Consider the following 13,243-nt stretch of genomic DNA (forward strand, 5'->3'; position numbering starts at 1 on the left):
ATAGAGAGCGGCCCGTCGTCGCTTTGTAACAAACTTAGCACTCAGCTTAGGGGATAGTTTATGAAAGTGGCCATCATTTTCGGCTTTCTAGCACTGGTGTCAGGATGCACTTATCAGCCGTTCAATTCCGAAAAAGCAGGACAGGTAACGATAGTAGAGACCGGGGTAGGCGCTTACCATGTTCAAGAAGACGGGACGTCACAAAACCAGTGGGGAGCAGCGTTTAACAATTTTACTACAGCTGTTCCTTCGCCTCCCGTTCTGCGAAGTCATGGTGTTCAAGCTATTGAGAAAGTTTCTAAATGTAGGGTGATAGTGGATAGTGTTGTGATGATTGGCGCCGACACTTTTCGGACGATATACACACAAGCTCCTGTAGTTTACGCACAAGTGAGCTGCTGAAGGCTAATAGAAAGTTCTTTTCTTTTTACGATATTGCGGACTGTTGTGGGATACCATTTCCCGCCGCGGGCTGTTTTGATGTTCTGAGTGTTTAGGACCTTGGCGATTTGCCTCAGCGATTTACCTTGACTTGCAAGCTGTTCAATAAAGGGCAACACATGCACGGCAAACTGGTCAGCCATGAGAGCGTTCTTTGCTGCTCCTTTCTGAGATGCTTGCTTTTGCTCGGCCTGTCGTTCGGGCATCGACCAACCTAATTTTGTCCCTCGTTTTTTGGATGCGGCAAGAGCTGCCTTTGTTCTTTCCGATATTGCTCTTCCCTCTTGTTCCGCGACTGCCGCCATTATGTGGAGGACAAATCTGTTCGCGGTAGGCATATCAGCCGCCGCAACCTCAACTCCTCCTTCAAGAAGGTTTGCTATGAAGGCAACGTTTCGGGCCAAACGATCTAGCTTGGCAATCAGCAGCACCGCGTTCTCAGCTTTTGCTTTCGAAAGTGCATTTATAAGTTGTGGACGATCAGTTCGTTTGCCGCTTTCAACTTCAACGAATTCCTCGACAATTTCATCCTGTATCCCGACGTAGTCAATTACTGCTTTTCGTTGAGCATCCAAACCTAGTCCGCTCTTTCCTTGTTTGTCAGTTGAGACACGAAGATATGTGATGTACCGCATGAAAATCTCCACTGTAATAACACTTAACGTTGGTAGAGAGTTTATACGCAACGGCATTGGCGTCAATTTAAATGTGGAACCTATTAAAGAAATATGTTAATATGGAGTCAGTATCTGTAGTGAGGACTTCCACATTGAAAACGAAACAAAGACGAAAAATTAGCCTTGCCCCCGAGAGGGCTGATCAGCTTGCAGAACTCGCATCTGAGCGGGGTACAACGTCCTCAAAGCTGATCGAGGAATGGATTCATCAAGCGATGGAAAGAAAATTGAGCCATATTGTTTCCACTGATGAACATGAAAGCCCGTGGCAAGCGGCGCTATTCGAGAAAATGTCTGATCCTTCCGAAGTGGACAGGAATGCGCTTGGTCCGATTGAAGCGATTAAAGCAGCTCATGTATTTACGCCGCCCGGTTGGCAGATCAAGACTGCGAAACTTGATGATGAATCTACTTTGGCCTACTTGGCTGCCTATGATGGCAGGTCAGATTTGTATTTCACTCCAGAACGCTTTCATGAACTGGCGGATTTGCTCTCTCGTGTTGTGGTCGAAGGTGGCGCTGGTGAAATTGAGGCCTGCCCGCGACAAATTGACGGTTTGGACTATTGTCAAAGCATCGAAGTGAAACGAGCGGGTCGTGGGGTAAAATTTCTGTTCAAGAGTGAGGGAGTTGTTTCAACCACAGCCACTATGCCGGAGCAAATCGCTGCTGAGTTTAGTAGTGCTCTGCATTGGGGTGCGAGAGCTGCGAGTTGTTAGCTCTGTCATTGTGTCTTGTGAATAAATCCGCTCGAATCACAGCAAGCGGATTTATTCACCGTGATTTCCAAACGTTGAGGTGCTTCAGACACCGGCTTTTGTAAAAGTAATAATTATCAGAAAGATAACTGGCTCAGCTGATCGATCTGTGAATAAATTCGCCGGGATAGAAATTCGCAATCAGTAGGCGGATCACAATTAACCCGATAATGTAGAAATCAAACGTAACGAGTGTGCATATGGCATCACGTGAAAGAGCAGAGATAACGAAGAGAGAGGCAAGAAATGTTGTTGCCACCCTCAAAGACAGAAGGCGCAGAGGGGTCAAATTTGATAAACTGGAACAATATCTCAAGGTTCCATTTACAATCTCAATGATAGTGAATGTTTTCAATAAAAGCTTGTCAAACACAGGAATGAAGGCATGGGCATTTACTATACATCTTGGGGGATCCGAATTGCTCATGGTAGAAACGGATACCGTGAAAGAAGTCTTTAATAAGGCTCGTCAGTCTGTACCGCGCTACCTTAATCGAAGGCTTAAGAGAAATGATCTGGATCTATGGGTGGCAGTCGAGGGTCGTGATAAAAAGGGCAGAAAGGTTACTCCACACATTCATGGGGTGGTAGTGCTGGAGCAAGGCGAATATGAATCTGCAAAGAAAGCGTTCCGAGACATTGCAGGCGGCAGAACTGCTGCGCCAACTGCTTTGAGGATGGAGATGCTTTCGGCGCCCGTAGATGGAATGTGTTGGGCAAATTACGGGGAGAAAAACTTCCCGGTTTCTTACATGTCCCGGAATTTGACGCAGAAAGGCCGGACAATGTGGGGCAGACAAATTGAAAGGCCATTCATGTAATCATGCGGGGTTATCCAACTTTTGTCACCTGTTCTAGAAGTAACGCCGATGAGAGCACTTCCAGATGAAAAGAAGATGCTAAACCCGCCGTATCTACGTGCTAAGCCCGTATCAAAACAATGGTTTACTGGTTCGAATACCCAGTTTCCCTTATTTTTAAGGGAAATCGTAGCTTCCTTGGATGTGGCTACCCCTTATTTATAAGGGTTTGGCGAGAAGTATACGGTGTTAGACCCCGTATTTGGTGAGAACCACCTTCAAGAACTGGGTTCATAAGCAAATTTTGACGGTCGCAGCGATTCAGATTGTCTACGGAAATTATTCCAAACATAGCCTTGCTCAAATCTGCAGCATACGTGGGCGGGAAGCAATCAGTCGCTGCGGGTGCAAATCTACTAACGCCACTGGCGAAATGCAGACTTTCGCTGGATGTTCATAACCGAAACCGATCTGCCAATTTTTGGTGCATTGGGGCCTACCAGCATCTACACGGCGAACCATAAACGCACCATCGGCCATTCAACCCCGCCTAACTCGGCAGAAACCCAAGCTCGAACACCTGCGGGCGCAGCTTCGCGGTTAGATCTGCGTAGGCGGCTTTGAACGGATCGAAGTCGGTCAACTCCGTATCGCTATAGGCTTCGAGCGCGCGGCGGACCTGATACCAACCTGCATCTGCGCGGCCCAGTTTGAATTGCTGTCTGATCTTGTTGGGAAAGCTGATGGCGTGGAAGCGCTGGAACAGCCTGCGGCCTTGGTCGAGTACGGCCTGTGCTTCGGGCGAGAGCGTCATGCCGTCCATGTAACGCACCATGAAATCACTCTCGAAGCGCGCATTCACGCCGACCTCGGTTTCAGTGAAAGGAATGAAATGGTTGATGAGCGACCAATCGCGGTCATTCCAGTGCAGCCCATCGGCTCCGGCGGTCAGGTTCTTACCGGCGAGCAGCATCCAGACCAGGCAATCTGATTTGAATTCATCCGTGAGCGGCTGCGAGGGTTGTAGAAACTGGTCGTTGTGGTTCACCCATGTATGCACTGCGAGCATTCTGACTGAAAAAACAATCGCGGCCTGCCAGAGGTTTGCATCAGTTAGCCAAATCCCACCGCCATTGCCACCAGTGAAGATCGACGATGCGATCAAGGTCTCTTGCCCCGCGTGCTGCATGTCATTGTTGCTTGCGTAAAGATATCCTACTGCGCCATCGTATTGCCTTTTCGGTCTTGGATTGTTTGAGACGGTCAGCGCGTTCGACAATGGTAAGGCGGGCCCACCTTTAGCACTCGTTTTGGCCATCCAGACATTAAGTAGCGCCTTGTTCGGTCTCACAACGTAGGATTTCTCGCCAATGAGTGAGCCATTGCGATCAATTACCGTCGTTTGAATATCTGCAAGCGGAAGCCTTGATTTCTGACTCCAGATCAAAAAACCAATCGGAAAACTACCTTTGAGACCATCGAACACCTTGTTTTGGACAACAAATCCGCCGAGATATTTTGCTTTCCACAAATTTCGGAATGCCTCAAAATTCGGCGCATTCACGTATTTCAAAGTGCTGAACATGGCAAGTGTTGCAGTTGGCAACTCGTATTGAATGCGAACTAGAAACTGTGTGAAAAGTTCCTTGCTTGCATAGCCAAGGTTCATATCGCGCATCAAGCCGTTGATACGTGTTTTTTCGACACCAATTTTGTTTTTGTCACCCTTGGCGATCCCTGATCCGCTTTCCGCATAGGGCGGATTGATCAGCACGAGGATCGGCTTCGCTCCCTTCTTGCCCTCACGCGCATCGGCAATCGCTTGTTGTAACGCGGGTGGTAGCTTGCCCGACAAGTCGTAATCGATCTGCCCGAAATCATCCACATCGTCGTTTAGGTAATCATATTGAAAAATCTCGGCACCCGCGAAAGCGGGATTGCTTCGCATGATTGTCACGTCCTCGGGGTCCAACGTGGACATGTAGACATTGCGCAGGTTGGAGTGCTTGGCCTCCAGATTGCCGACGCCAGCGCACATGTCCCAGACGATATATTTTTTCTGCCAGTTCTTTCCCAGCGTGGCCGTAAGCTGATCGTAGGCTTTGTCGACGATGTGGAGCGGCGTGTAGAACGCGCCCTTGAATTTCTGATCGTCCATCGGCAGCAGGCTGTCGCGCCGCTCAAGCAGGTAGTGTCGATGTTCCTTTTCAGGCGGGCGGTGATAGATGTTCCAAAAATTGCGATAGCCTCGTTCGCTGGCGAGTTCGTATTGTTCGGCCCCGATGATGAACACGGGCTTATTGCCGCTGAACAAAAGGCGAGCGGGCAGGTTGCGCATCGCTTCATCACGCCCGTCGTGCATGATGTCAGCAAAGAACAAGACGGCATAATCCGCCTCGTCCACTACACCTAGTTCTACGCCAACCATCGCAACCCATTTGTCGAACACCTGCCGCAGGTTGTCGGGCGTTATGGGCGTGCGGATGATCCGGCCTTCGCTGACCGCGTCCTTGGTCGCATTGATGAATTCGGCCTCGTATTCGGCAATCTCGTAGAGGACAAAATGGGTTTCAATGACTGGGGCGATCTGGGCGGCGAGCACCTTGTCAGCCGCAGAGCCAGATTTTGGCCAGTCGATGGTCTTATCGTCGAGCAGCGGCATAGCGTGCTCGGTTGCCATCAAGGCCGCCTTCTCGCGATCAATAACGCATAGGAAGCCGGGGATGGGTTCGCCACGTTTTCGTGCAGCGCGGACGTACACTAGCAATTGCGCAAACATCAGTAGAGGCGGTGTGGCGGCTTCCTTGGCCTCGAACCAGATTTCACTGGTTTGGATATCGACAAGGCCCTTGTTTACACCTTTGAGGCCAAGCACCTCGATATATGCGTCCTTAACATCTTCTTCAGTTTTGGCGCTGGTAAGTGCAGCCTTTAGGGTCATAGAATTTGTTCCCCTTATAGGAAGGTGTAATTGGCGACATTGCGTGATGCACTAGAATTGATCAGATTAGCTTCACGTTCCACGGGTTGACCTTTTTGACTGCGTCCACTCTTGCACCAAGTTTGCATTGTCATCCAATGACTGCAATGCGAAAGCTGCATTGCAGTGTCGTTCGACTCGCTGAAGGTCCGAATTGGGGCCGTTTACTTCCGTTGTTGCTGCTCGGACGAAAGATTGGTTCGTCTCGAACTCGGTCGCTGCCATAAATATTTATCCGCCCTTTATCAGAAGAATCTGCCATTGAAGTTTGAAATTGTTTATAGATCCTGACCCTAGATATCATTCGTCAAGCAGGGTTAAGGGTTTTACGCGCGGCGCTGTTTATATCGTTTCCCTCACGGGTATGCGACCAATATAAATGTATTCGCGTTGCAAATGCATGTTGCTGCTTACCACTGCTACAAGCCGAACACATATAGTGGTGCTAACTAATTGATTTTAAAGGAAGAAGTGTTTGTGGCTGGGATGGTAGGATTCGAACCTACGGTACACTGTACCAAAAACAGTTGCCTTACCACTTGGCTACATCCCAACTGTGAGCGGCTAAATACGACTCTGCGCTTCGCTGTGCAAGCCCTCAAATGCGAAAAAATCTGACTTCGTCAGAGAAATATTTCCGCTTAGATTGTTTGGTCATATTCGCCGACATTATCCTCAGTCCTGATCACTGCGTCAAGATCATGGAAGATTGCACGGAGTTCATCTTCGCTCGTCGGGCTTTCGCAGACGACGACCAGATTTGGCGTATTTGAGCTGGCACGCACCAACCCCCAGGCACCGTTGTCCAGCATGACGCGTGCGCCGTTGACGGTGATAACTTCGGTGATCATGCGCCCGCCAAGTTGGCCGTCATCGGCGTGACGTTTCACTAGTTTGGAAACCAATCGTTCCAATGTTTGATACTTTTCAGTATCTGCACAATAGGGCGACATGGTTGGCGTGGACCAAGTGCGGGGCAGGGCGAGGCGTAGATCGGACATGGATTTGTCTGGGTTGCGATCCAACAGTTTGCAAATTTCCACCGCGACACGCAGGCCGCAATCGTAGCCCCGGCCGATCGGTTCAGCCAGAAAGTAATGCCCGGATTTTTCAAATCCGGCGAGGGCGCCAATTTCCTTGACCCTACGCTTCATATGGCTGTGACCGGTTTTCCAATAATCCGCCTTGGCACCATTTGCGATGAGCTCGGGATCAGAGGCAAATAGGCCTGTGGATTTCACGTCGGCCACAAAGGTCGCATTGGGGTATAGCCGGGACAAATCACGCGCCATGATGACGCCAACCTTGTCGGCAAAAATCTCTTCGCCCTCATCGTCGACAACACCGCAGCGATCTCCATCACCATCAAAGCCCAATGCCAGGTCTGCGCCAGAGGCTTTGACCGATGCGGACATGTCATGCAGCATTTCCATGGCTTCGGGGTTCGGATTGTAGTTTGGAAAAGTGTAGTCGAGCCGGTTGTGGCTGGGGACGACCTCGACGCCAAGGCGTTCAAAAAGTTCCGGTGCGAAGGCCGAGGCCGTGCCGTTGCCGGTGGCGCAGACGACCTTCAGCTTGCGGGTCATGCGAAAATCGCCAACCAGATCGTCCAGATACGCCTCTTTCACCCCGGGAACTGTTTCATATCCACCACCGGGATGGGCCTGCCCGTGGCCACCCAGGACGATTTCCCTTAGCTCGGCCATTTCATCAGGGCCGTGCGTCAGCGGGCGTTCAAAGCCCATTTTTACCCCGGTCCATCCGTTGGGATTATGGCTGGCAGTGACCATCGCGACAGCAGGTGCATCCAGATAAAACTGTGAAAAATACGCCATAGGCGACAGGGCGGGGCCGATATCCTTGACATGTATCCCTGCCTGCATCAGCCCCACGACCAGTGCGTTTTTGATGGCGACGGAATAGTCGCGGTAATCATTGCCCACGGCAATGACGGGTTCCAAGCCCCGTTTACGGATTTGAGTGCCCAGACCCAAGCCCAAGGCGGTCATGCCAGGTAGATTGATTTCTTCCGGATATTTCCAACGCGCGTCATATTCGCGAAACCCGGTGGGCGTGATCATCGGGTCGCGCAAAAACTCCCAAGAGTTTTGGGTGACGGACTGGATGGGGGAATTGGCCATGGGGAACTCTTAAATGCTAATCGGGTTGGCTTTGGCCAGTCGATCAAATGCAGCTAAATTTTCTATTAAATCCGGCATATCGGACAGATAAATTGAATTTGGCCCGTCAGATGGTGCGTTATCGGGGTCTTCATGGGTTTCCAGAAAGACAGCTCCGATCCCGATCGCTACAGCCGCACGGGCCAACAGTGGGGCAAATTCGCGTTGCCCATCTGATGATGAGCCCTTGCCCCCGGGGCTGGCCACGGCATGGGTCGCGTCCATGACAACGGGATAACCCGTCTGCCCCATGATCGCGAGACCGCGCATGTCTGTGACTAGTGTGTTATAGCCAAAGCTGGTCCCGCGCTCGGTCAAAAGGATGCGTTCGTTGCCGGTACTTTCGATTTTTGACACCACATTGGCCATATCCCACGGGGCCAGAAATTGCCCTTTTTTGACATTCACGACGGCGCCGGTTTCACCAGCCGCCAAAAGCAGATCAGTCTGACGGCACAGAAAGGCGGGAATTTGTAGGACATCGACTGCTTGGGCGACCTCTGCGCAATCGGGGGCAGTGTGTACATCGGTCAACACCGGCACGCCTAGTCTGTTGCGGATTTCGGCGAGCATCGCCAGACCTTCGGCTTTGCCGGGGCCACGTTTGCCGGAGAGCGACGTGCGGTTGGCCTTGTCATAAGAGGCCTTGAAAATGTAGTTCAGGCCGGCCTTGTCACAAGCGGCCTTCACCGTTTCGCCGATCATCAGGGCGTGATCCACGCTTTCCAATTGGCAGGGGCCGGAAATTACGGTCAGCGGCAGGTCAGTGCCGATGCGAAAATTGTGGAGATCAATATGTTTCATATCAAGAAGAAACCTGTTCACGCAGGATGGAAACCGTCAGGGAAATCATCAGATAAATCCCGCAAAAGATTAAAAATGCGACCAATGTATTTTCAAAGGCCCGTGGGTAGGTCGGTTCGTCCGGGGCCAGCGGTGTGACGCCAGTTGATAGATATCGGGTTTGGCGGTTTGCCTCTATCCGAGCTGTTTCCAACTGACTGAGCGCTTCTTGCATCAGCAGACGCCGGGTTTCAAGTTCTACCTGGGCAACTTGCAACTCACTGCCGATGCGAGCAAGTGAAAGATCTTCCTGACTACCAATTGTCAGTTCCGATCGCAAATCTGCGATGGTTGATTCCAATGCCGCGATACGGCGTTGTAGGGGTTCAACGCGTGCCATGTTTGGGCGCGTGTTTGAAAGCATTTCGTCCAGCGTCAATTGATCCTGTGTCAATTGCTGTTCCAGCCCTGCAATGCGGGAGGTCAGAAGGCTGACCTCTACATCGGCACTGATGACATTGAACTGTTCTTGCAGGGCAATGACCTGACGCTGGGCCGCGCGCATGTTTTCCTCGGCGGCCTCAAAACTTGATCGCGCACCTTTCATCTGATCCTCGCGCAGACGCAGGGATTGTTTGTCGACCTTGTCCTCGGCCAAAGCGATGAGTTCCCTCGAAAACGCCTCGCTGGTTGTTGGGTCGGTGGCGATCACCTCCATTCGTAATACGCCTTCGGTCTGATCAAATGAAATCTTCACATTGTCGGAATAGGATTTGTAAGCCTGAGCATTCGATGCATCCGGTGGAAGACGGTTCAGAAAATCGATATCTTCCTGTGAAAAGTGCCGTTTATATCCGAGCTTTTCATCCAGTGCGATCATCGCCTCGAGCGATTGCAGATATCCCTGCGTGTCAATCGAATCTGTCGCCGTCGCAAGCACTGTGCCTGCCAGCAATCCGCCTGCCACACCCTGAGGAGAGGCTTGTTTAATGCTGAACTGCGATTTTGTCGCGTACATCGGGGTGGCGATCGTAAAAAAGTAATACCCGACAAGGATGGTCGGCAGCAAAACAAAGACGGCCAAACGCGCCAGTAGCGCGATCAACTTGCCGCGACGCCGGCGGGCGATGTCTTGTTGAATTTTGAGGATATGGCGGCTGCGAGCCTCGTCTGCGATTACCTCGGTTGCTGGCAAATAATCATTGGCAGGTCCAAATGCCTGGGCGACGTTGGCCGGAGTGGGGGTGGTTTTGGCCGGTTCAGAGACGATCATTTCCAGCATATTACTGCGTTGGAACGGATCAATGCCCCTGGCGCGCAGCAGGCGGACGGCATCATAATCTGAACTGGCATCAATGCCGTGGCGTTGTGCGATGCGCCGCGCCATGCGAAGCTGCCGACCTGTCAACCCTTCTGCCCGGATTTCTGCAATTTGATCTTCATAACTCTTTTGATCTGGTGCCGTTTTATTGTCGGCCGATGTTATCGGTTCTTCCCGTTCGGTGGATGTGTCCGCCTGATCAGGATACTGGCGGCGGCGCGTATGGAACCGCGGGGCTTTAGGCGTCGTAGTCATAAAGTCGCCTCGCCTCTTCCAGAGTATCGAACATGTAAAACTGCCCGTCACGCAACACCGCTGCCGAACGACAGAGTTTCTTTAGAACCTCAGGTTGGTGTGAAACGATTACAATTGTGGTACTTTCCAAACGTTCACGCAGTATTTGCCCGGCCTTGCGGTTAAACTCCACATCGGTGGAGGCAGGCATACCTTCGTCGATCAGGTAAATGTCGAAATCCAACGCGAGCATAAGGGCGAATGAAAACCGCGCGCTCATTCCAGAACTGTAGGTGGCAACAGGCATTTCGAAATACTCTTCGAGATTGCACAACCAACGGCAGAACGCTTCGACATAGTCGGGATCAAGCCGATACATACGCGCAATAAACCGACAATTTTCACGCGCTGTGTGTGTGCCGGATACGCCTCCCATGAAACCCAACGGGAAAGAGATTTTAGAGTGGCGCCGAATCTCGCCCTCATCCGGTTTTTCAAGCCCCGCCATCATATTGATCAGCGTGGATTTGCCCGTGCCATTGGGGGCAAGAATGCCGAGCGAATTCCCAAGCTCCACCCGAAAGGAAACCTGATCAAGGATCACCTTGCGCTGTGTCCCAGTCCAGAAGGACTTGCTGACATTCAAAAACTCGATCATCTGCCCGCCTTTGGCCTATTCCGGCCCGTTCCTTTTACCGGTGGTGTGTTAACGACCGATATAGAAACCTGTTTTGCGGCATTATGGGCGAATTTCTGTGGAAATCAAACATCTTCGACGGTTTTCCCGCAACCGTATCATTTGCATCTCATTGGGTGTCGAGGCTGGGAGGATGTTTCTTTTCTATTTGGAAATGGCGCCTCGCAATCAGAGAGAGAATTACAGTTAAAAACTGAACAGCGCACCATTCTTACTGGCGCACTGAACTGACGATCCTAGACATAACAAATTGGGGCCATGGACCGCGCTGAGAGATACGGCGATATGGTGGCTCCAATGCTCAGGCGGCAACATTCCAGGCAAGTCCAGCCAGAACCGAACCGATAAATGCGATGGTCAGATAGGCGACAAACACCCGTGGTTTGACCAGTGCCCAGACAGCGATTGCAGCAGGAACACAGCTTACACTGCCAGCCAGGACGAACGACATTGCGGCCCCGTTCGACATGCCTTGTTCGAGCATTCCCGCGACCAGAGGCACGGCGGCGTAGCCATTCAAATAAGCCGGTCCGCCCACCAATGCGCCCAATATAATCGGTCCGATACCCTCGCCACCCAGTATGCCAGAAATCAGTTCGGCAGGAACGTAGCGGATCATTAACGCCTCAATCAGATAGGCCAAGGTCAACCATTTCAACAAAAATAGACCATTGCTGAGGACTGCGTCGCGGAAGGTGGAGCGCCGTTCTGACGATCTCCAAAAAGCCCATTCAGCCCGCGATTCAAATGGTGAAGTGCCTGAGCAGCTGCCGCAGGACGGTGCAGTCGTGGCGCGCAACGGATCTGCAAACAGGGCGGATCGGGCAAAGATTATGACGACAAACCCGCCCAGCAGCCCCATTCCCATGGCGGACACTGTTTTGGCGATGGCAAAGTCAAACCCCAACGTGCCTGATGTGATCAAAAACATCGCCGGATCCATGATGGGAGAGGATAGCCAGAATGCCATGACTGCGGATAATGGCACCCCCATGGCAAGCAAGGCTGCAATAAATGGAATAACCTCGCACGAACAAAATGGGGCAAGGCTGCCGAGGGCGGCGGCAAATACGATCATTTTAAGTTCTTTGCCTTGGAACGCTTTGGCGACAATGGCCTCGGCGCCTGTGGCTTTGAGGTATCCGATGCTGAGGATCGCAAACATAATAAAAGGTGCCGTGTGAAGCAGCGCACCGCCGGTGAAGGAGATGCTGGGCCAGAGTTGCCTGTAGTCAAGAATGGCCAGCCCGACCAAAATTGCGATCGACATCAGCCAGGCTTTGTCGACTTTGCGCCATAGGGTCACGGTTCCGGTGCTGTGAGAATGTGTGAGATCAGTCATGATCGTGTCCTTCACATTGATGCGGCGCGTCTGCGCAACATTCGGAGGTGATAAATTGCAGCAATGCTTCCAAATCTTCATAGGCGGCGGCGATGCATATGATCGAACGCCCGTGCTTCCACTGCGTGACCAATCCCGCCTGAGACAGGATTTTCATGTGATGGGTTAGGGTGGAACCGGTGACGCCGCTGCGGTCGCCCAGCTCTCCGATTGTAATCCCCTCTGGCCCTGCTCGAACAAGGGTGCGCAGGACGATCAGGCGTTGTTCAGACCCCAATGCAGCAAATGTTGAGGCAGCTTGTTCGACGGAGAGTGAGGGATCGCGTATTATTTTCATGATTCTAAAATTATAGAAATATCGAAATAATGCAAGTGTGAATGATTCCGACATTATATTCTGCTATCTCGGGCTTATGAGCTCTGAATTTGAACAACTGTCTAAACAGCTATTCCGTTGCGATATTTGTCGCGATCGGTTCTTAAAGACACATACGGCGCACATCCCGCGACCCGTGGTCTGGTTTCGTCCTTCGGCAAGTATCCTGATTACAGGGCAGGCACCGGGGATAAAGGTTCACCAATCTGGTCGACCTTTCACAGATCCGTCGGGGGATCGGCTTCGGGACTGGATGGGTGTGTCTGAGGTAGATTTTTATGACAGAGACAAAGTTGCCATTGTCCCAATGGCGTTTTGTTTTCCAGGGTACAATGCCAAGGGATCAGATCTTCCCCCACCGCCAATTTGTGCCAGAACCTGGCATGACCGCGTCATGACGCATTTGCCTGATGTGAAACTAACGCTGTTAGTTGGAGGGTATGCGCAAAAGCGGTACTTGGCCGGTTTGGCCCGTCATGGCGTTACCCAAACTGTTCTGGCGTGGCGAAACCATGCGCCATCGGTTTATCCGCTTCCGCATCCATCGTGGCGAAACAATGCCTGGATCAAGCGAAACCCGTGGTTTGATCGGGAACTGCTCCCCGATTTAAGGCATAGAGTATCAGAGGTGTTGGGTTAAGCAGGCTTGCGGTT

At 51.5% G+C, this 13,243-nt stretch carries 12 protein-coding genes and 1 tRNA gene; 4 read left to right on the forward strand and 9 right to left on the reverse strand.

The annotated features are described in order from the left end of the window. The first annotated feature begins 60 nt into the window (after positions 1-60). On the forward strand, positions 61-402 hold the full coding sequence (locus AC2D8P_RS00875; protein ID WP_484699629.1) for a hypothetical protein: 342 nt from the start codon (positions 61-63) through the stop codon (positions 400-402). Here AC2D8P_RS00875 and AC2D8P_RS00880 read toward each other — a convergent pair. Next, entirely contained in the window at positions 381-1,076 is a 696-nt protein-coding gene (locus tag AC2D8P_RS00880) for a recombinase family protein (RefSeq protein WP_484699631.1), read from the reverse strand. The two genes, AC2D8P_RS00875 and AC2D8P_RS00880, sit on opposite strands and share 22 nt — an antisense overlap. 134 nt (positions 1,077-1,210) lie before the next feature. Between AC2D8P_RS00880 and AC2D8P_RS00885 the strand changes: the two genes are divergently transcribed. Next, positions 1,211-1,837 (forward strand): ribbon-helix-helix domain-containing protein, encoded by a 627-nt coding sequence (locus tag AC2D8P_RS00885; RefSeq protein ID WP_484699634.1) that lies wholly within the window; start codon positions 1,211-1,213, stop codon positions 1,835-1,837. Positions 1,838-2,076: 239 nt separating this feature from the next. Further along, complete coding sequence (locus AC2D8P_RS00890) at positions 2,077-2,697, forward strand: hypothetical protein (protein ID WP_484699636.1); 621 nt, start codon at positions 2,077-2,079, stop codon at positions 2,695-2,697. A 529-nt stretch (positions 2,698-3,226) separates the two neighbouring features. Here AC2D8P_RS00890 and AC2D8P_RS00895 read toward each other — a convergent pair. From AC2D8P_RS00895 to AC2D8P_RS00930, 8 genes are all read right to left on the reverse strand, one after another. Further along, a complete protein-coding gene (locus tag AC2D8P_RS00895) occupies positions 3,227-5,617 on the reverse strand; it encodes a hypothetical protein (protein WP_484699638.1) in 2,391 nt (796 codons plus the stop codon). A gap of 517 nt (positions 5,618-6,134) precedes the next feature. Then, a tRNA-Gln gene (locus AC2D8P_RS00900) sits at positions 6,135-6,209 on the reverse strand. 88 nt (positions 6,210-6,297) lie between these two features. Continuing rightward, positions 6,298-7,797, reverse strand: coding sequence for a phosphomannomutase/phosphoglucomutase (locus AC2D8P_RS00905; protein ID WP_484699640.1), 1,500 nt, complete (start codon positions 7,795-7,797; stop codon positions 6,298-6,300). 9 nt (positions 7,798-7,806) lie between these two features. Next, positions 7,807-8,640, reverse strand: a complete 834-nt coding sequence (gene kdsA, locus AC2D8P_RS00910) for a 3-deoxy-8-phosphooctulonate synthase (RefSeq protein WP_484699642.1) — start codon at positions 8,638-8,640, stop codon at positions 7,807-7,809. A 1-nt stretch (position 8,641) separates the two neighbouring features. Continuing rightward, a complete protein-coding gene (locus tag AC2D8P_RS00915; RefSeq protein WP_484699644.1) occupies positions 8,642-10,195 on the reverse strand; it encodes a KpsE/RkpR family capsule polysaccharide export protein in 1,554 nt (517 codons plus the stop codon). After that, positions 10,179-10,832 (reverse strand): ABC transporter ATP-binding protein, encoded by a 654-nt coding sequence (locus tag AC2D8P_RS00920; protein WP_484699646.1) that lies wholly within the window; start codon positions 10,830-10,832, stop codon positions 10,179-10,181. The genes AC2D8P_RS00915 and AC2D8P_RS00920 overlap by 17 nt, the downstream gene beginning before the upstream one ends. A gap of 340 nt (positions 10,833-11,172) precedes the next feature. Further along, on the reverse strand, positions 11,173-12,213 hold the full coding sequence (locus AC2D8P_RS00925) for a permease (RefSeq protein ID WP_484699648.1): 1,041 nt from the start codon (positions 12,211-12,213) through the stop codon (positions 11,173-11,175). Further along, on the reverse strand, positions 12,206-12,550 hold the full coding sequence (locus AC2D8P_RS00930; RefSeq protein WP_484699649.1) for an ArsR/SmtB family transcription factor: 345 nt from the start codon (positions 12,548-12,550) through the stop codon (positions 12,206-12,208). The genes AC2D8P_RS00925 and AC2D8P_RS00930 overlap by 8 nt, the downstream gene beginning before the upstream one ends. Before the next feature lie 76 nt (positions 12,551-12,626). Here AC2D8P_RS00930 and AC2D8P_RS00935 point away from each other — a divergent pair, with 76 nt between their 5' ends. After that, positions 12,627-13,229 (forward strand): uracil-DNA glycosylase family protein, encoded by a 603-nt coding sequence (locus AC2D8P_RS00935; protein ID WP_484699651.1) that lies wholly within the window; start codon positions 12,627-12,629, stop codon positions 13,227-13,229. The last annotated feature ends 14 nt before the right edge of the window (positions 13,230-13,243 follow it).

Source organism: Roseovarius sp. YIN77, from assembly GCF_057219155.1.

What these genes read in the sequence shown, in the direction of transcription:
- AC2D8P_RS00880 (WP_484699631.1), bottom strand. Translation starts at nt 1,076, where the DNA reads ATGCGGTACATCACATATCTTCGTGTCTCAACTGACAAACAAGGAAAG.
- AC2D8P_RS00930 (WP_484699649.1), bottom strand. Translation starts at nt 12,550, where the DNA reads ATGAAAATAATACGCGATCCCTCACTCTCCGTCGAACAAGCTGCCTCA.
- kdsA (WP_484699642.1), bottom strand. Translation starts at nt 8,640, where the DNA reads ATGAAACATATTGATCTCCACAATTTTCGCATCGGCACTGACCTGCCG.
- AC2D8P_RS00935 (WP_484699651.1), top strand. Translation starts at nt 12,627, where the DNA reads ATGAGCTCTGAATTTGAACAACTGTCTAAACAGCTATTCCGTTGCGAT.
- AC2D8P_RS00890 (WP_484699636.1), top strand. Translation starts at nt 2,077, where the DNA reads ATGGCATCACGTGAAAGAGCAGAGATAACGAAGAGAGAGGCAAGAAAT.
- AC2D8P_RS00875 (WP_484699629.1), top strand. Translation starts at nt 61, where the DNA reads ATGAAAGTGGCCATCATTTTCGGCTTTCTAGCACTGGTGTCAGGATGC.
- AC2D8P_RS00895 (WP_484699638.1), bottom strand. Translation starts at nt 5,617, where the DNA reads ATGACCCTAAAGGCTGCACTTACCAGCGCCAAAACTGAAGAAGATGTT.
- AC2D8P_RS00920 (WP_484699646.1), bottom strand. Translation starts at nt 10,832, where the DNA reads ATGATCGAGTTTTTGAATGTCAGCAAGTCCTTCTGGACTGGGACACAG.
- AC2D8P_RS00915 (WP_484699644.1), bottom strand. Translation starts at nt 10,195, where the DNA reads ATGACTACGACGCCTAAAGCCCCGCGGTTCCATACGCGCCGCCGCCAG.
- AC2D8P_RS00905 (WP_484699640.1), bottom strand. Translation starts at nt 7,797, where the DNA reads ATGGCCAATTCCCCCATCCAGTCCGTCACCCAAAACTCTTGGGAGTTT.
- AC2D8P_RS00925 (WP_484699648.1), bottom strand. Translation starts at nt 12,213, where the DNA reads ATGACTGATCTCACACATTCTCACAGCACCGGAACCGTGACCCTATGG.